Raw genomic sequence first — 18,028 nt, 5'->3', positions numbered from 1 at the left:
GGGCGCCGCCGCGAGAGCGAGGAGGAGCAGGACGGGTACGCGCATGCCGCAGCCTCGGAGCGCCTCGGGACGGGGAGCCCGCGAGCCTATCAGGCGCCCCCGCCCGCCGCCATGCGGCGCGGCCTCAGCCGCCGCGCTTGCGGAAGCGCTTCAGCACCCGCTCCCGCCGCAGCCGGGACAGGCGCTCGATCCAGAAGATGCCGTCGAGCTGGTCGATCTCGTGCTGGTGGCAGGCGGCGCGGAACCCCTCCGCCTCCTCCTCGTGCCAAGCCCCGTCGAGATCCTGGAATCGCAGGCGCAGGCGCGCGGCGCGCTGCACCGTCTCGGCGACGCCCGGCATCAGCACGCTGCCCTCGGTCGCGGTCGCGAGATCCGGCGACACGTCCAGGATCTCCGGGTTCACGAAGGTCTCCGCCTCGGCGCCCGGCTCGAGGCGCAGCACCACGAGGCGCTGCAGGCGGCCGATATGCGGGGCCGTGAGCCCCACGGCCTGGGCCGCGTCGAGGGTGTCGCGCACATCCCGGGCCAGGTCGCGCAAAGCCTCGTCGAAGACACGGACCGGCTCCGCCCGCAGGCGCAGGCGCGGGTCCGGGTAGAAGATCAGCGGTTGTACGGCCAAGGATGTTGTCTCCTGATCATCGCGAGGGGCTCATTCAGCCCTGGATTGTGAAAGATCGGCGCGCAGCCACCGATGGCAGCATCTGAACTGCCGGTCGAGGGACGAATGCTTACGGGCGCGATGCGAGATCCTGGCGTCTCCCGGCCGATCATCGGAACGATGCCGGCGGCCGCGGGTTGGTCCGCCAACGTTTCGAGGAGAACCCCATGAAGATCCTTCTGGCCGGCGCCCTCGCCGCCGCATCCATCGCCGCGTCCGTCGCCACCACGGTCCCCGCTTCCGCCCAACGCATCGATATCGGCCCCGGCGGCCCGAGCATCGACCTGCGCTCCCGCGGCCAGCGCGAGCGCGATTTCCGCCGCGAGGAGGCCCGCCGCGACCGCGATTACGACCGCCGCTACTACCGCACCGAGCGGTTCGACGACGATCGCCCGCGCCGCTACGAGCGGCGCGGCTACGGCTACTGATTCGCTGGGCCGCCGAGCCCGGCCGATCGGGGAGGGGGTCGGTTTGCCGGCCCCCTTCTTGCGTTGCATCATCACGATCGTGTGTTCGCTGCATCGCGCGTGAGGATTCTAACGCCCCGCGTGTTCTTCGGCACCGCCGCCCTCTTGTGCAGATCCACCCGGACCGCTAGGGAAACTTTCGCAGAATTATCGGGAGAAAGTGGCAATGAGCCTTCGTGTTTCCAGCAGCTTCGCGGCCCTCGCCCTGGCGATCGGCGTCCTCTCCGCCCCGGCGGCCTACGCCAAGCCGGCGAGCGGCGCCAGCGCGATCAAGATGATCGACACCGACAACGATGCCACGATCGACATGAAGGAAGTCGAGGCGGTCGCCTCCGCGACCTTCGATCGCCTCGAGAAGGATGCCGACGGCACCCTCGACGCCAAGGAGCTCAAGGGCCGCCTCTCCAAGGCCGGCCTGAAGCAGGCCGACCCGGACAGCGACGGCACCGTCGACAAGAAGGAATATCTCGCGGCCGTGGCCGCGCGCTTCAAGGCCGCCGATCCGGACAATGACGGCACCCTCGATGCCAAGGAGCTGCAGAGCCCGGCCGGCAAGGCGCTGCTGGCGCTGATCAAGTAAGTCCGACCGGAAAATCCGGTTCTCGGCGAGGGCCGCTCCCGTGGGACGGGGGCGGCCTTCTCGCGTTTCGCGGGGTCCGCCGGGAGGGCGTGCTCCGGGGCGTCGCTCCGGGCGGGATCAGTATTCCCACTCTGCCCCGACGCCGACCGCCGTGCGGCCGTCGCTGCCCGCCTCGCCCTGGATCTTCACGCGGCGGGTCACGTCGTAATCGATGGTGGCGGCGGTGTCGGCGGGCTTGGCACCGGCGCGCACGCCGACGCTGAGGCGGTCGCCGATGTAGCGGGAGGCGCCGAGGGCGGGTCCGCCGCTCGCGCCCGTCGAGACGTCGAGGCTGTCGAGGCCGAGCCCCTTGCGGGCCTGCTCGAACACGTCGACGCCGCCCGCGCCGCCGGAGAGCTGCGCCACCCCTTGAGCGAGCTGCAGGGCCTGGAACGGCGAGAGCTTGGCCGCGGCCTTCTTGAAGAGGAGGCGCGAGAGCACCTCGTCCTGCGGCAGGCTCGGATCCGAGGAGAGGGCGAAGGCGGGCTTGTCCGCCGCCCCCGTCACGACGACGCGGGCGGTGACCTCGGCGGCCTTGGTCTCGGCCACGAAATCGAGGTCGGGCGCGGTCAGCTCGCCCCCGAAGGTGAGGCGCCCGCGGGTGAAGTCGAGGCGCTGGCCAACGATGCTGAGGCGCCCGCGGCGCATCTCGAAGGCGCCGACAGCCTTCGGATCGCGCGAGGAGCCCGTGAGCCGCAAGTCCCCGCCGAGCTCCGCGTCGATGCCGCGCCCGCGCACGAAGATCCGGTTGGGGGCACTGACCGCCACGTCGAGGGTGGCGTCGAAGGGCGCGGCCGGGCGGCCCTTGCGGCGGGCAGACGGCTTGGCAGCCTCCGCCTTCGAGCCGAGCCGAGCCCGCATCTCGGGGGGCGTGTTGACCCGGCGGATGCCGGGGAGCGGCTGCACGGTGGCGGGCAGACGATCCGGCACCGCGACGTCGATCGAGACCACGTCGACCCGGCCCGAGACCCGCGGGGTGCGCGCGAGCGGCCCGGCGATTGCGAGGTCGAGGCTCGCCACCGCCTGCATGAGCGGGCTCGACACCAGCTCCGCCCGGCTGGCGGAGAGGCGGAGCGAGCCGGGAAAGCCCGCCTCGGGCGCCACCGAGACGCGGCCCTCGCCCCGGAGCGTGCCCCCGTTGCGGGTCGCGGCGGTGAGGCGCTCGAGCACGATCGTGTCGCCGCGGCCGGTGGCGCGGCCCTCGATCCCGGTGAGGCGGATCCCCTGGAGCGGATCGTTGAAGCTGCCCCCCGAGAGCGTCGCCGAACCCTCGACCCGGGGGCCGGCGAGGGTGCCGCCCACCCGGGCGTCGAGGGCGACCCGCCCCCCGACCCGCTGGCCGCCCGCGCTGAGGAGCGAGTTGGCGAGCGCCGCCTCCAGCGTGCCCCGCAGGGACAGGTCGAGGGCGCCGCCCGGCTCGGTCGGCAGGGAGCCGGTGATCGCGGCCTCGACGCCGCGCCCGGCCGAGACCCGGGCATCGAGCCCGGCGCGGCCCTCGGCCAGGGTGCCGCTCGCCCGCGCCTCGATCGGCGGCAGGCCCGCCTTGCGGGTCTCCGGCGTGACGAGGCGGGCGAGGCTGAGGCTGTAGCGCCCCTGCGGGCGGGCGGCGGGACCGTGCAGCTCCGCCTCGCCGTCGAGGGTGCCGGCGAGCACGAGGCTCGGGCTCGCGATCCGGGCGAGGGAGAGGGGCAGGGCCCGCAGGGCCAGCCGGAGGTCGAGGTCCCGGCCGACGCGCCCCGAGAGGTCGAGGCGCCCGCTGCCCGCCGCGACCGCGAGATTCTCGATGCGGACCGCGTCGGGCTCGACGATGAGGGAGGCGGGACCCGCCAGAGCCAGCCGGTCGGTGCCGCGCGCGGCCACGAGACGAGCGAGGTCGAGGCGCGGGTGCTCGGCGGCGACGAGCCGGGCGGCGCCGTCGAGGTCGAAGCCGCGGGCCTTGGCCCTCAGGGTCAGGTCGCTCGCCGCCGGGCCGCCCGTGGCGGCGAGGCGCAGGGTGTCCAGGGTCTCCGCGCCCGCCACGAGCCGGTCCGCCTCGAGCCGGCCGTCGAGGACGGGACGGCCGAGGAGGTCGCGGCCCTTCAGGTCCGTGTCGAGGCGGGCGAGGCCGAGGGCGCCGGCCTTCAGCGAGGCGGCGGTGGCGCGCAGGGCCGCGTCCTGGCGCCCGCCGTCCCGGGCGAGCGTCAGGCTCGCCTCGAGGCTGCCGGCGAGCGGGGTGAGGGCGAGGGCCGAGAGATCGTCGAGATTGGCCGCCCGCGCGGTGAGCGCGCCCTCCGCGAGCCAGGTCGCGGCGTCGAGGGCGGCCCGTCCCTCGACCGCGACGGAGCCGAGCCGGAAAGCGAGGTGCGCGAGCGACCATGCCTGCGGGGCGGGCCGGCCGAACCGGGCCTCGCCGGTGAGCGCCTTGCCGGCGACCTCGCCCGAGAGGCGGACAGTCCCGTCGAGCGCCCCCGTCAGGTCCGCGAGCACCGCTTCCGCGCGCAGGTTGCGCAGCGGGCGCCCCTGCGCCGACGCCTCGGGCGCGGCGAGGCTCGCCGCGAGGTTCGGCGTCTCCAGGCTGCCGGTCAGCTGCCCGTCGAGCCGGGCGGCGCCCGCGAGCCTGGGGTCGAGGGCCGCGAGGTCGGGGAGGTCGAGCCCGAGGCGGGCATCGGCGATGCGGGCGGTGGCGCGCCCGTCGAGCCGGGCGGCGAGGGCCGCCCCGTCGAGACGCAGGCCCGTGAAGGCGTAGCCGTCGTAGACTTGGTCGACGCGCCCCGCGATGCGCGGACGGGACCCGAGCAGACGGTCGAGGGCGGGCTCGCCGAGAATCAGGTTCTCGGCGGCAAGCGAGAGATCGGCACCGATCCGGCGCCGGGCCGGATCGCCACTCAGGGTGGCATCGGCCGCGAGGCTCCCCGTGAGGGGCCGGCCCGCGAGCCCGGAGAAGGCGGAGATGTCGGGGAAGCGCGCCTCGGCCCGGCCGGTGAGCGTGTTCTGGCCGATCCGGCCCGCATAGGTGGCCCGCAGGGCCGGCCCGTCGAGGCGCAGCGTCTCGACGCTCACCGTGGCGTCGGGTTCGAGATGGCCGCGCAGGCTCAAGGAGGCCGCGCCGCCGATCGCCCGCCGCAGGGCCGGCTCGGCAGGCTCGAGCCCCTCGACACGGGCATCGGCGGACAGAGCGAAGCGGGCGGTCCTGAGGTCGGCGCCCTCGGGGACGGCGCGCAGGCTCGCCTCGACGCGGGCCAGCGCGCTGTCCCGGGTGCGCAGGCCGGCCGCCTTCAGCGATCCCTCGATGCGGGGGCGGGCGAGGGGGCCTCTCAGGCTCGCATCGAAGACGAGGGATTCGAGTTCCGCCGCGCCCGCCCGGGTGAGGCCGCCCTCATTCGGCACCGCGCGGGCGGAGAGGGTGAGATCGGCCTCGCGGGCGGCGCTCAGGGTACCGCGTGCGTCGAGGCGGGCGGTGCGGGAGGTCAGTTCCAGGCGGTCGAGGCTCAGCGCTCCGCCATCGGCGAGCCGCAGCCCACCCTCGAGCCTCGTCGTGCCCGCGAACACCGCGGCGGCGGGGCCGGGGAGCAGGCCCTCGATGCGCGAGGCGAGGTCGAGGCTGAGGCGGCGCTCGGCGCCGGTGCGGGCGATGCGGGCCGTGCCCTTCGCGCCGACGCTCTCGCCGGCGTCGAGGTCGAGCCGCGCGTTCCAGGCGTCGAGGCTGCCGCGCCCGTCGAGGTCGAGCCGGATCGGCGCCTCGCCCGGCACGCCGAGTCCCTTCGAGAGCAGGCCGCCGGCGGCCTCGGTGAGCGAGGCCGTGACGTCGAGCCGCTCGCCCTTCGGCACGAACAGGAGCCGGGCGGCGAAGGCGCCCGGCGCGTCGAGGCGGCGGATGGCGAGATCGAGGTCGAGCCCCTCCGCCGGGGCGCCGAGCTTCGCCTTGCCGGCGGCCGAGAGCCGGGCGGACTGGCCGGCAATGGGCTCGCCGAGGACGAGCTCCGTCAGCTTGAAGCCCTTGATCTCGACCTTGACGGGCAGGTCGGGCAGCAGCGAGCCGTCGGGCTCCGGCGTTGCCGAGGCGGGGGCGGGGAGCGGCCGGCGCAGCACCTCCAGGCGCCCGACCTCGAGGCTGTCGACCTCGAGCCTCCCCGACAGGAGGGCGACGCGCCGCCAGACGATGCGGGCCCGGTCGAGCCGCAGCCAGACCCCGTCGCGGTCGCTGATCGCGACGTCGCGGATGACGGCGTCGGAGGAGAGCGCCCCGTCGACGCCGCCGATCGCGACGCGGGAGGAGGGGGTCGAGAGTGCCCGCGACAGAAGCCCGCCGAGCACCGTCTTCTCGCCTTCCTCCGCGGCCCGCCCGAGCCCGGCCGCGGCGATGCCGAGGAGGCAGAGGGCGAGGGCCAGAACGCGGGCCGCCTCTCCCGAACGAGAGAGGGGGCCGGTCGCGGCTCTCATGCGGCGGAGCATTGTCCGCATCAGAACGCCTGCCCCAGGCTGATGTAGAGGGCGGCCGGCGGGTTGCGGTCGCCCTTGATGCGGTCGAGGGGGAAGGCGAGGTCGACGCGGATGGGGCCGATGCCCGTGTAGTAGCGCAGGCCGATGCCGGCCGCGGTGCGGATGCGCTCGTCGAAATCGGGCAAGCTGCCGGCATAGGCCGTGCCCGCATCGAGGAAGGGCACGATGCCGATCGTGTCGGTGACCTTGATGCGGGCCTCCAGCGACGCCTCCAGGAGGCTGCGCCCGCCCACCGGCAGGCCGAAGGGGCCGCGGGGGCCGAGCGTCCGGTAGGCGTAGCCGCGCACCGAGCCGCCGCCGCCCGCGAAGAAGCGGATATTGGCCGGGATCTCGTCGAGCCGCGCGCCCGAGATCGAGCCGAAGCCGAGGCGGGCCGCGAGCACCGTGTTCGCCTCGTCGTCGAGGGCGAGATAGGCCGAGCCCTGCGCCTTCGCGACGAAGATGCCCGGATCCGAGCCGAGGAAGCTCGGGTAGGGGGTGGCCGAGGCCGTGACCCGGAACCCCTCGGTCGGGTCGAGCAGATTGTCGGTCGAGTCGTAGGAGACGGAGACGGGCAGTCCGACGAGGCGATAGTCGATCGTGCCGAGCGCGTCCTGCGAGCGGCCGACCTGCCCGTCGAGACCGACCTGCGCGAAGGCCGTGTCGGAGAAGCGGTAGCGCAGGCCCAGCGTGCCGCCGGCCGCGTCGACGACGTAGCTCTGCTGCGCCTCCCGTCCCCCGAACAGGTTGGCGACGAGGTCGGTGCGGGTGCCCCAGAGGGCGGGCTTCACGAAGGTGGCCGAGAGGCGGCCGCCGAGACCGTTCGAGTCGATCCCGGCGAGCTTGCGCTGGCGGGCGTAGAGGTCGTTGCCGAGATAGTTGATGTCGGCGTCGATCCGCAGCGTCTCGCCCCCGCCGAACAGGTTGCGGTTGGCGTAATAGGCGCGCAGGCCCGGGCCGTCGACGGTGGAGTAGCGGGCGGACACGCCGATGAGGTTGCGCTCGCGCTCCGTCACCTCGACGAAGACGGGCAGGTTGCCCTGCGCGTCGAGGCGCTCGCCCTCGCGCACCCGCACGGACCCGAGGCCCTCGACCTTGGCGACCGAGCGGCGCATGTCGGCGAGCGCCTTCGGGGAATACGGGTCGCCCGGCTCCGCGTAGACGAAGGAGCGCACCACCGCCGGGTCGATCTCCTCCGTCCCGCCGACCGCCACCTCGCCGAGGCGGGCGAGCGGGCCGGGATCGAGCGTGAAGGTCACGTCCATGACGTGGGCCGCGTCGTCCACCACCGGATCGCGGGAGATCACCTTGGCGAAGGGGTGGCCAAGGGAGCGGAAGCGGTCGACGAGGCGGGCCTCGCGGGCGAGAACGGTGGCGGAGCGGGCCGGCACCTCCGCGTCGACGCGGGTGAAACGCTCCGGCAGCAGCGCCTCGGGGAAGGGCGCCCCGCGCGGGTCCCGCACGGTGACCGAGCGCAGCGTGTAGAGGGGGCCCGTGTCGACCGCGACCTTGACCGGCACCAGCGACCGGCCGCGCCCGGCCTCGGCGGCCCGGGCAGCGGCGGCGACGGCGGATTCGGAGCCGATCGCCACGCCGTCGACGCGGATCGCGACCCGGCCCGCGTAGTAGCCGTAGCCGGACAAGGCCTCGGGCAGGCGGCGCAGATCGGCTTCCGCCCGGCGCACGAGGCCCTCGCCGTCCGGGGGCGGCTCCCGGCGCAGGCGGTGCAGGGCGGAGCTGTCCTGCAGGGCCTTGAGGAGATCGTCGTCGTCCGTGCCGGCGATGCGCAGGCCGTAGGGCAGGGCGGTCGCGCTCGGGGCGAGGGGCTCCTCCTCGGAGCCGAACAGGCCGAACGGGTCGAAGGCCGCGGCGGGCGGGGCGGCGGCGAGTAGGAGCCCGGCGGCGAGCCAGAACCCGTGCAGGCTCGACGATGCGGACGAACGGCCCCGCTTCGGGGTCACAGGAACCACGCGCCGACGCGTCTCCCTCAGGCCCGTTCGCGAGGTGCGAAGGCCGGAGAAGCCTGCCGGAGATTCGTGAAGGCGCCGGTCCGCGTCATCTCAAAGCCCCCGCTCTGACGCCTGTGCGCGGAGGGCGGGGCAGCCGGGTGGTTCCCGTATCCGGCCCCTGGAGGAGCCGTGCCCGCGCTGCCGCGCTCGATGGGCACGAGCCTAGCGGCCGGCTCCCGGTGGCGCAACCTGTGGGCCCGGGACGCATGGCATCACGGGTGCGTGAGGCTCCTCCGCGGACCCGGCCGCGAGGCCGAGCCTCGGCGCCGGGATCGGCGTGCGCCGCGGCACCGGAGAGTAGCGGGCGGTCTTGCCGCGATGGGCCCCTCTTCCTATCTCCGGAACCGTGCCGGCTCGCCCCCCGGGCGCCGCGGCCAGTCCCGATCCCTGCCAGCAGCCGGCCCGTCATCGTCCACGCGGACGATGGCCGTCGGCAACCCATCGCCCGGGTGCGGCATTTAGGAGACCGTCGTCGAACTTTTCGCGAGGGAGGCGGCTCTGACATCCGGAGAGACCTGCCATGCGGGGAACTTCGGTTGCGTCCAACCGGATGCTGAGGCATTGGCTGTCGCGTCTCGACAGGTCTGCTCGGGACCTGAAGCCGGCGGCACCGATCGTGCCGACCGCGCCGGCGGCGGATACCGCCGATACCAGAACGAGACACCGCACGAGAAAGGTCAGATGAGCGCATTCGACTACAGGAATTTCGACGATCGCCGCCAGAACTCGCAGAATGCCAAGGCGGCTCTATTGGCCAAGTTCAAGGCCCGCCCCCCGGCCGATGACCCGGAGATGATCGCCAAGGCGCAGGCGCGCGCCGAGGTCGCCCGCGCCCGCGAGGAGCGCATCCGGGAGCGCGAGGCGGCTCGCATCGCCGCCGAGAAGAAGGCGGCCGAGGAGAAGCGGGCCCGCGAGGAGGCGGAACTCGCCGCCCAGATCGCCCGCGAGGAGGCCGAGGCCGCCGCGACGCAGGCGCGCAAGGCGGCTGATCTCGCGGCCCAGAAGGCCCTGCGCGACGCCCGCTACGCCGCCCGCAAGGCCAAGGTGAAGACGCGCCGCTGACGCGCGGGGCCCGTGCCGGCTCACGGCCGGCACCGGCCGAACAGACCCACCCCGAACGCATCGATGTCCCGTGCCGGCCGTGAGCCGGCACGGGCCTGTTCCTCGACGGGACGCGCCCTTTTCCGCGTGCCCGCGTTGACGCATGCGCGGAAGGGGGCCGAGACTGCGACCGCGGTCGCGATCGGCCGCCGGAGGAATCGGGCCATGACGAGCGTCGATGTCGAGATGGTGAAGTGCGCCTGCCCCGATTGCGTCTGCGTGATCGCGGTGGGTCAGGCGATCACCCGCGACGGCAGGGCCTTCTGCTGCGACGCGTGCGCGGAGGGCCATGCCGACCACCAGGGCTGCGGCCACGCCGGCTGCGCCTGCCACGGGTGAGGCGCAGGCGGGCCTGAGGGCTCGGCGCCGGATTTCAGAACCGGGCCGTCAGGAACAGGCGGACGCTGCGCCCGGGCAGGAGGATCTCGTCCTTCTTGAACGAGGCCGAGTTGCGGATGCGGTCGTCGAGGAGGTTGCGGCCCTGCAGGCCGACGGTGATCTCGCTTGCGCCGAACACGGCCGGATCGAGCGGGGCGGTGCGGCTGATCTCGGCCCTCAGGTCGTTCCAGCCGGGCGTCACCGTCTCCAGCGGCGCCACCTCCGTATGCGCGAAGGCGTGGAGCAGGTTGAGGCGGGCGAGCCACCCGTCCGCCCGCAGGAACAGGCCGCCGCCGACCCGGTGGGGCGGGATGCGCGGCACGAAGGTGCCGTCGTCGAACTGGGCCCGGACGAAGTCGTACTGCGCCTCGATGCCGGCGAAGCCGTCGCCGACGGGCAGGAGATCGAGCTGCGCGCCGATCTCGGCGCCCGTGAAGGTGGCGTTGCGCTGGGAGTAGACGACCTGCTGCAACGCGTCGTCGCTGCCGCAGGAGGCGAAATCGTCCCCGCAGCGGATGCCGGTGGCGCGCTTGTAGATGAAGCCCGTGTAGCGGGTGACGTAGCCCGTCGCGTCGAGGCGCAGGGGGCCGATCCCCCGCCGGATGCTCGCCTCGATCGTGCGGGCGCGCTCGAGCTTCAGGTTCGGATCGCCGATCTCGAAGGTCTCGGTCGCGTCGTGGGCACCCCGCGAGTAGAGCTCGAAGGCGGTCGGCGCCCGCTCGACATACGACCCGTTGAGGCTCGCCACGAAGCCGAAGGGCAGTTCCTGCAGGGCGCCGAAGGAGGCGCTCTTGGGGGCGAAGCGGCGGCGCAGCGCCTCCGAGACCGGGTCCTCGCCGGGCACGGGCAGGAAATCGGCCGGGAACAGGGTGGCGGTGCCGGCGGCGCGCGCGGCCTCCGCCCGGCCCGCCGCCTGCAGGCGCAGGCCGTTGCCGAGCGCCAGCTCCTCGAACAGGTAGACCGCGTTGCTGCGCGAATCCGTCGGTGCCAGCAAGGTGCCGGCCTCGCCCGCCGTGCCGATCTCGCGCCGCCCCGTCTGGAAGCCGAGGGCGCCGGTCAGCGGGCCGAGGCCCGTGACCACTGGCACGTGCTGCAATTCGAGGCGCCCCTCCGCCTCGCGGTTCTTGAAGGTCGCCCGCACCGCGTCGATCCCGTCCCCGGAGAGGCCGCTCTCGTCGTGCCGGTAGACCGACCCGCCCGCCCAGAACCGGATCACCTCGAACGGGCCCTCGGCCGGCCGGTACTCGCCGCGGGCGAGCAGCCGGTCCTGGCGCGGATCGAGGCGGGTGCGGCTCTCCGCGGCCTCGCCGCCGGGGATCTGGTAGAGCGCGTCGTAATGGCTGAACGAGACCCCGACGAAGCCGCGCTCGAACACCCGCGAGAGGCCGACCGCGCCCCCTTGCGATTCGTTGGCGGAGTTCGCCTGGATGCCCGCGGGCGTCCGGTAGCTGTCGGCCGCCGTGCGGAACCCGTCGGCGTGGAAGGCGACGCCGTCGGCCCCGGCATCGACGGTGGCGGCGGCGAGCCGCCCGTTGTCGACGGAGGAGTAGCCCGTCGTGACCTGCCCCGCATAGCCGCCTGCCGGGATGAAGCTCGGCACGCGGTTGTTCTCGGCGCTGACCACGCCGCCGATCGCCTGGCTGCCGTAGCGCAGCGTCGCGGGGCCGCGGATCACCTCGATGCGGTTGGCGACCAGCGGGTTGATCGGCACCCCGTGGTCCTCGCCGAGTTCGGAGACGTCCTGGATGCCGACGCCGTTCTCCTGGATGCGCACCCGGGCATTGTCGAGGCCGCGCACGATCGGCCGGCTCGCGGCCCCCGGCGCATATGTCGAGGCCGAGATGCCGGGCCGCTCGGCCAGCGCGTCGCCGAGCGTGCGCGGCTGGTCGCGCAGGATCTGGTCGCGCGTCACCACGGTCACGGGCGAGAAGGTGTCCGTGACGACGGGCAGCAGGCCGGAGGGCGGGGCGGGGGCAGCCGCGAGGGCCGCCGCGGGGGCCTCCGCGGGGGCCGCTCGGCCCTGGACGGGGCTCACCGATGTGACGGTCAGTTCGGGCAGGGTGGCCGCGGCCTGCTGCGCGGCGGCCGGAGCCACCGGGAGCGACAGGGCGGCCAGGGCTAGGGACGCCAGCGGCAGGCCCGCAAGGGACGGGCATGCGAGAGACGGGCACGTAAGGGATCGGCCTGCAGGGCGCAGGGACGCGCGCGCCGCTCTCGCCCGCCGGAATTCCCACAGGTGTCGGTCCGGCCGGGTCCGCATCACGCCTCCACAACGTTATATTGTTTCATCACGTGTGGGGACGGGAAGCGCAAGGGGCTTCCGGCCTGCCGGGGCACGGCGGCTCGATGCGTGGCCCGGACGCATCACTCCGCCCCGGCAGCCCATCCGGCCGCGCCGCGTCCGGGCGGCACGCGTTCAGGTCGGTCAAGATTGCGGCTTGGTTCCGATCGGCCCGGTCAGGCACATCTCACACATTCCGGAGCCGTCCGTTTCGTAAAAATCAGTCCGCATTCGTACGTTCTGTCGACGGAGATTCCGACGAACTGCAACGTTTGCGCGCCGGGTCCTGCATCGAGGCTCGAGACTTCGAAACAAAATTGCTCATCCGTCCTCGGTTCGGTTTGAAAAACGCAGGTTTATTGCTAACATCCGATCGTTTCGCTTGGGGTGCGAGCCGCATCCCGGCGTCGGAGCGCCCTCGGCGGCCACGCTGCCGGCACCTCGGGGAGGAACGCCCGAGGGCAGCATCGGGGAGGGGAGCCTCGGCGGGAGGTTCGGTTCGGGAACATGAACACAGGCGCGCTGCCGGGGGCCACGCGCCGCAGGATCGCTCCTCGACGCGGACAGCACGCGCTCGGTCGCGGAGGGGCGGCCAGGGAGTCGCTGATGGACACGCTGCCGCGCTACGCGGTTTCGCCCCCTCGTCCCGGAACGTCGGCGCTCGGCGCCCGCCGCGCCGGCCCCGACGGCCCTCCCGAGACGCCCGGCGGCCTTCTCGCGCGCAAGCTCGGGAATTTCGTGGATCTCTCGGACCAGGAGCGCGAGGTTCTGGACGACCTCGTGCGCCAGAACCGCCAGTACGGCCCGCGGGAGCACCTGAGCCTGGAGAACGGGCATTCCCGCTCGGTGAACCTGATGCTGGAGGGCAGCGCCTGCCGCTACAAGATCCTGCCGGACGGGCGGCGCCAGATCCTGACCCTGTTCATCCCGGGCGACCTGTGCGGGCGCTGCCTGCCCGACCTCGACCTCGGGGACGAGTCGGTGGTGACGCTGACGGCGGCCACCGTGGCCGTGATCCCGCGCCAGGCCTTCGTGCCGATCGTCGAATCCTACCCGCGGATTGCCCGGGCTCTCGCCTGGAACGCCCTCGTGGAGGAGGGGGTCCACCGGGAATGGATCGTCAACATCGGCCAGCGCACGGGCTACGAGCGCATCGCCCACCTGTTCTGCGAGCTGTTCCACCGCCTCTCCGCGGTCGGCCTGACCCAGGGGCTGCGCTGCGAGCTGCCGCTGACCCAGGGGGAACTCGCCGACGCCCTCGGCCTCTCGGCGGTCCACATCAACCGCACGGTGCAGCAGCTGCGCAGCGACGGGCTGATCTGCCTGCGCGGGCGCGAGCTCACCATCCTCGATTTCCCGGCTCTCCAGAGCGCGGCGATGTTCGACGGCCAGTACCTGCACCTGTCCCAGGTCGCGCGCCGGATCGAGACCGCGGCGCGGTCCTACCCGGATCTCTGATCCCCCCGCCCGGTCGAGGCGCGGCGGCCTCGTCCGGGCCCCGCGGCAGCGGTACGAAGGCGTCCGTACCGGCGCGACTTAACTTTCTTGAATGCCGCGGCGGCGGGCCGCCCGGCTAAGTAGGGTGCCCGGCGGGAGGGGCCCGACCCGGGGTTCCGCACGCGGGCCTCGTCCGGCGCCGCCGCCGCGAGGAGGGCAGCTCACGCGATGGACGCGGTCTTGCCCCAGATCCCCTTCGATCCCGCGCGGGACACCCCCGCGCCGACGGTCCGCAACCGCCTGCTGCGGGTGCTCCCGCCCGAGGACCTCGCCCTGCTGCGGGGCCGGGCCGAGACGGTCTCCGTCGAGGCCGGGGCGCGCCTGGCCAACGCCAACGCCCCGATGGGCGACGCCTTCTTCCCGGAGAGCGGCCTCGCCTCCGTCAGCCTCGCCACCGTCGAGGGCAGCCGGCTGGAGGTCGGCATCACCGGCCGCGAGGGCATGGTGAGCCCCGCCTTCGTGCTCGGCGTCGAGCGCACGCCCTTCGAGACCGAGGTGCGGATCGGGGGGCAGGCCCTGCGGGTCGGCGCGGAGGCCCTGCGCGAGGCGATGGCGCGGAGCGAGACGCTGCGCCGCCTGCTGATGCGCTACGTGCAGGTCGTCACCCTGTGGACCAGCCAGACCGCCCTCTCGAACCGGCGCCACAAGACCGAGGAGCGCCTCGCGCGCTGGCTCCTCCTCGTGCACGACCGCATCGACGGGGACGAGCTCACCCTCACCCACGAGACCCTCTCGACCATGCTCGGCGTGCACAGGCCCGGGGTGACGGTGGCCGTGCACGAGCTCGAGAGCGGGGGGATGATCGCGACGAAGCGCGGCCTCATCACGATCCTCGACCGCGACAAGCTCGTGCGGGTCGCCGGCACCAGCTACGGCTTCGCGGAGGCCGAGTACGAGCGGCTGATCGGCCCCCTGCGCGGCCCGGCCTGAGCCCCCGCATCCCGGCCGCCCCCTGCGCGATCGCAGGTAGTTCTTTACCGATCCGCAATAGCGTCGCGCCACCAGAGGTTACCGGTCCCGACGGGGCCGGTGGGGGAGCGCCATGTTTCCAGTTGCGCCCGGCGAGGCGGATCGCGTGCAGGCCCTGCACGCCCTCAAGATCCTGGACACCGCACCCGAGGCGCATTTCGACGCGATCTGCCGCACCGCGGCCGCCCTGTTCGGCGCGCCGGTCGCCCTCGTCTCCCTCGTGTCCGAGGACCGGCAATGGTTCAAGGCGCGCTGCGGCCTCGGCATCGACGGCACCGCGCGCGACGTCGCCTTCTGCAGCTACGCCATCCTCTCGCAGGAGGCCTTCGTGGTCGAGGACGCGACCCGGGATCCGCGCTTCCGGGAGAGCCCCCTCGTGACCGAGCACGGCGTGCGCTTCTACGCCGGCGCGCCGCTGATCCTCGGCCCCGGGCTGCATGTCGGCTCCTTCTGCGTGATGGACGTCGTCCCGCGGACGTTCCGGCCCGAGGAGACCCGCCAGCTCCAGGACCTCGCCGCCGTCGTCGTCGCGCAGCTGCGCCTGCACCGGGCGGAGCAGGACCTGCGCGAGCGGGAGGAGCGCCTGCGCCTCGCCCTGCGGGCCGGGCGGATGGTGGCCTGGGAGCGCGACCTGCGCACGGGCCACGCCACGCGCTCGGACAACGCGCAGGAACTCCTCGGCATCGGCTCGGGGCCGATCTCCCTGATCCTGGACCGGGTTCACTCGGAGGACCGCCCCCATGTCGAGCGCTTCAGCGCCTATGGCGGCACCCTCGACGCGGTGGAGTTCCGCTACCGCACGCCGGAGGGGCGCCAGCTCTGGCTCTGCATGCGCGCCGAGCAGACCGAGCCCGACAGAATCGTCGGCATCACCTTCGACATCACCGACCGGAAGCTCTCGGAGGCGCGCCTCTGGCGGGCGGCCAATCACGACCCGCTGACCGGCCTCCCGAACCGCGCCCTGTTCCAGGAGCGGTTCCGCGACGCGCTCGCGCAGGCCGAGGAGACGGGCGCGCGGGTCGGCCTGATCCTCATCGACATCGACGATTTCAAGGACGTGAACGACACCCTCGGCCACGACGCGGGCGACGCGCTGCTGACCGAGATGGCCGTGCGCCTGACGGAGATGGCGCGGCCGGGCGACACGGTGGCGCGCCTCGGCGGCGACGAGTTCGCCGTGATCCTGGCCGGGTCGCCGCGGCTTGAGGCGGCCGCCGTGTTCGCGGGCAATCTCCTGGAGCGGCTGCGCCAGCCCTTCGCCTACCGGGGCCGGCCACTCGCCACCAAGGCGAGCATGGGGCTGGCGTGCTTCCCCGACCACCACCGGCTCCCCGACGAGCTGATGAAGGACGCCGACATCGCCCTCTACCGGGCGAAGGCCTCCGGCCGGAACCGGGTGACGCTCTACGCCCCCGAGATGCGGGCGCTGACCGAGAAGCGGGTCGCGGTCTCCGGCCAGATGCAGGAGGCGCTGCTCGGCGGGCAGATCGTGCCCTTCTACCAGCCCAAGGTCTGCCTCGCGACGGGGCGCATCGTCGGCTTCGAGGCGCTCGCGCGCTGGCTGCACCCGGTCGAGGGCGTGCTGGCGCCGGGCTATTTCGGCTCCGCCTTCGAGGACCCGGAACTCGCCCACGCCATCGGCAGCCGCATCGTCGCCCGGGTCGCCGCCGACATGCGGGCGTGGCGCGCCCGCGGGCTCGATTTCGGCCGGGTCGCGGTGAACGTCTCCTCCGCGGAGTTCCACCGGCCCGACCTCGCCGAGGCGACCCTCGCCGCCCTGCAGGCGCAGGACGTGCCGCCGACCTGCCTGGAGATCGAGGTGACCGAGACCGTGTTCCTCGGGCGCGGCTCCGATTTCGTCTCCGGCATCCTGCGGCGCTTCCACGAGAGCGGCGTCACCCTGGCGCTCGACGATTTCGGCACGGGCTACGCCTCCCTCACCCATCTCAAGCAATTCCCGGTCGACCACATCAAGATCGACCAGAGCTTCGTGCGGGGCCTGGAGCAGGATGGGGACGACGCCGCCATCGTGGCGGCCGTGATCGGCCTCGGCCGCGCCCTCGACACCCGGGTGACCGCCGAGGGCGTCGAGAGCCAGGGCCAGGTCCGGCGCCTGCGCGCGATGGGGTGCGGCTTCGCGCAAGGCTACCTCTACGCCAAGCCCATGGCGGGCTCGCGGGTGCCCTGGCTGATCGGCAACTGGCCGGCGATCGCCGCCGGGCTCGCGGAGGAGGCCCAGGCGACGGCACCGGCCGCGCCCGCGCGGGCCGCGGGCTGAGGCGCCGCGGGCCGGAGGGGGCGAGACCATGCGGACCTACGATGTCGCGGTGGCGGGCGCGAGCGTGGCCGGCTGCAGCGCCGCGATCCTCCTCGCCCGGCAGGGCTTGAGCGTGGCGCTCCTGGAGCGCAGCCCGGATCCGGGGGCCTACAAGAAGCTCTGCACCCACTACATCCAGTCGAGCGCGCTGCCCGTCATCGAGCGCCTCGGCCTCGCCCCGCTCCTGGAGGAGGCGGGGGCCGTGCGCAACGCCATCGACGTGCGGACCCGTTGGGGCTGGGTGCGGGAACCCGCGGCCGAGTCCGGCCGGCCGGCCCACGGCTACAACGTGCGGCGCGCGACCCTCGACCCGCTGCTGCGCGGGCTCGCGGCCCGCACACCCGGGATCGATCTCCGGCCCGGCCACACCGTGACGGGGCTCCTGCGCGAGCGCGGCCGCGTCGGCGGCCTGAGGGCGCAGGATGCGTCCGGCGCCGCGGCGGAGTTCGCGGCGCGCCTCGTGGTGGGGGCGGACGGCCGCTTCTCCCGCGTCGCGGAGCTTGCCGGGATCGAGGGCCGGGCGTCGCCGAACGGGCGCTTCTTCTATCTCGCGCCCTATCGCGGGCTCACGCCGCCGGACGGGCGCTCGCGCATGTGGTTCCTCGAACCCGACATCGCCTACACCTTCCCGAACGACGACGGGATCACCGTGATCGCCGTCGCCCCCGCCAAGGCGCGGCTCGAGACCTTCAAGGCCGACCGGGAGGGCGCCTTCGCGCGCTTCGTGCGCGCCCTTCCCGACGGCCCGGACCTCGACCGGGCGGTGCGCGCCGGCCCGATGATGGGCTTCGTGGACTGGCCGAACCTCGCGCGGACGCCCGTGCAGGCCGGCCTCGCCCTCGTCGGCGACGCGGCCCTCTCGGTCGACCCCGTCTGGGGAACGGGCTGCGCCTTCGCCTTCCGCTCCGCCGACTGGCTCGCCGAGCAGGCGGGCCCCGCCCTTGCCGGGGCGGGTGGGGCGGCCGCGCTCCGGGCCGGCCTCGGCGCCTATGCGCGCCGCCACCGGGCGGAACTCGCCGGCCACGCCCTCCACATCCGCGACTTCGCCGCCGGGCGCCCCTGGCGCTGGCCCGAGCGGCTGCTGTTCTCGGCGGCCGCCCTCGACGAGAGCTGCGCGCGGGATCTCTTCGCCTACGCGGCGCGCAACATCGGGCTGGCCCGGTTCGCCGCGCCGCCGGCCCTGCTGCGGGCCGTCCGGGTCAACCTCGCGCACCGGCTGCGCCAGGGCGGCCCCCGCCGGAGGGCCGGGGCGCCGGCTCTCCCGTGAGGGGGGC

At 74.0% G+C, this 18,028-nt stretch carries 12 protein-coding genes; 8 read left to right on the top strand and 4 right to left on the bottom strand.

Annotated features, from left to right (window positions below; genetic code table 11):
* Positions 1–124: 124 nt before the first annotated feature.
* Positions 125–619 (bottom strand): peptide deformylase, encoded by a 495-nt coding sequence (locus E1J50_RS13735; protein WP_132254403.1) that lies wholly within the window; start codon positions 617–619, stop codon positions 125–127.
* 206 nt (positions 620–825) lie between these two features.
* Between E1J50_RS13735 and E1J50_RS13730 the strand changes: the two genes are divergently transcribed.
* Both E1J50_RS13730 and lanM read left to right on the top strand, forming a co-directional pair.
* A complete protein-coding gene (locus E1J50_RS13730) occupies positions 826–1,086 on the top strand; it encodes a hypothetical protein (RefSeq protein WP_132254402.1) in 261 nt (86 codons plus the stop codon).
* A gap of 205 nt (positions 1,087–1,291) precedes the next feature.
* Positions 1,292–1,705: a lanmodulin LanM gene (lanM, locus tag E1J50_RS13725; protein WP_132254401.1), complete on the top strand. Its 414-nt coding sequence runs from the start codon at positions 1,292–1,294 to the stop codon at positions 1,703–1,705.
* Positions 1,706–1,822: 117 nt separating this feature from the next.
* Here the strand turns inward: lanM and E1J50_RS13720 are convergent, their stop codons facing one another.
* Together E1J50_RS13720 and E1J50_RS13715 are read right to left on the bottom strand one after the other, a co-directional pair.
* Positions 1,823–6,163 (bottom strand): translocation/assembly module TamB domain-containing protein, encoded by a 4,341-nt coding sequence (locus E1J50_RS13720; protein ID WP_245516571.1) that lies wholly within the window; start codon positions 6,161–6,163, stop codon positions 1,823–1,825.
* Positions 6,164–6,183: 20 nt separating this feature from the next.
* Positions 6,184–8,124, bottom strand: a complete 1,941-nt coding sequence (locus E1J50_RS13715) for an autotransporter assembly complex protein TamA (RefSeq protein ID WP_245516572.1) — start codon at positions 8,122–8,124, stop codon at positions 6,184–6,186.
* 768 nt (positions 8,125–8,892) lie between these two features.
* Here E1J50_RS13715 and E1J50_RS13710 point away from each other — a divergent pair.
* Positions 8,893–9,273 carry a DUF6481 family protein gene (locus tag E1J50_RS13710; protein ID WP_132254399.1) on the top strand — a complete coding sequence of 127 codons (381 nt, stop codon included), beginning with the start codon at positions 8,893–8,895 and terminating at the stop codon, positions 9,271–9,273.
* A 204-nt stretch (positions 9,274–9,477) separates the two neighbouring features.
* On the top strand, positions 9,478–9,651 hold the full coding sequence (locus E1J50_RS13705; protein ID WP_132254398.1) for a metallothionein: 174 nt from the start codon (positions 9,478–9,480) through the stop codon (positions 9,649–9,651).
* A gap of 34 nt (positions 9,652–9,685) precedes the next feature.
* On the opposite strand, the gene E1J50_RS13700 is transcribed toward E1J50_RS13705, so the two are convergent.
* Positions 9,686–11,785, bottom strand: a complete 2,100-nt coding sequence (locus tag E1J50_RS13700) for a TonB-dependent receptor (RefSeq protein WP_245516570.1) — start codon at positions 11,783–11,785, stop codon at positions 9,686–9,688.
* A 792-nt stretch (positions 11,786–12,577) separates the two neighbouring features.
* Here E1J50_RS13700 and E1J50_RS13695 point away from each other — a divergent pair.
* The 4 genes from E1J50_RS13695 to E1J50_RS13680 all read left to right on the top strand — a co-directional run bounded on the left by E1J50_RS13695 (position 12,578) and on the right by E1J50_RS13680 (position 18,021).
* Positions 12,578–13,429 carry a Crp/Fnr family transcriptional regulator gene (locus E1J50_RS13695; protein ID WP_132254396.1) on the top strand — a complete coding sequence of 284 codons (852 nt, stop codon included), beginning with the start codon at positions 12,578–12,580 and terminating at the stop codon, positions 13,427–13,429.
* A 207-nt stretch (positions 13,430–13,636) separates the two neighbouring features.
* Entirely contained in the window at positions 13,637–14,398 is a 762-nt protein-coding gene (locus E1J50_RS13690; protein WP_132254395.1) for a Crp/Fnr family transcriptional regulator, read from the top strand.
* 112 nt (positions 14,399–14,510) lie between these two features.
* On the top strand, positions 14,511–16,715 hold the full coding sequence (locus E1J50_RS13685) for a putative bifunctional diguanylate cyclase/phosphodiesterase (protein ID WP_245516569.1): 2,205 nt from the start codon (positions 14,511–14,513) through the stop codon (positions 16,713–16,715).
* Between the two features lie 28 nt (positions 16,716–16,743).
* Positions 16,744–18,021, top strand: a complete 1,278-nt coding sequence (locus tag E1J50_RS13680; RefSeq protein WP_132254394.1) for an NAD(P)/FAD-dependent oxidoreductase — start codon at positions 16,744–16,746, stop codon at positions 18,019–18,021.
* Positions 18,022–18,028 lie beyond the last annotated feature (7 nt).

The organism is Methylobacterium segetis (assembly GCF_004348265.1).
GTDB classification, from domain to species: domain Bacteria; phylum Pseudomonadota; class Alphaproteobacteria; order Rhizobiales; family Beijerinckiaceae; genus Methylobacterium; species Methylobacterium segetis.
The sequence above is the reverse complement of the archived record's forward strand: the minus strand, read 5'-3'. Positions and strand labels throughout refer to the sequence as shown.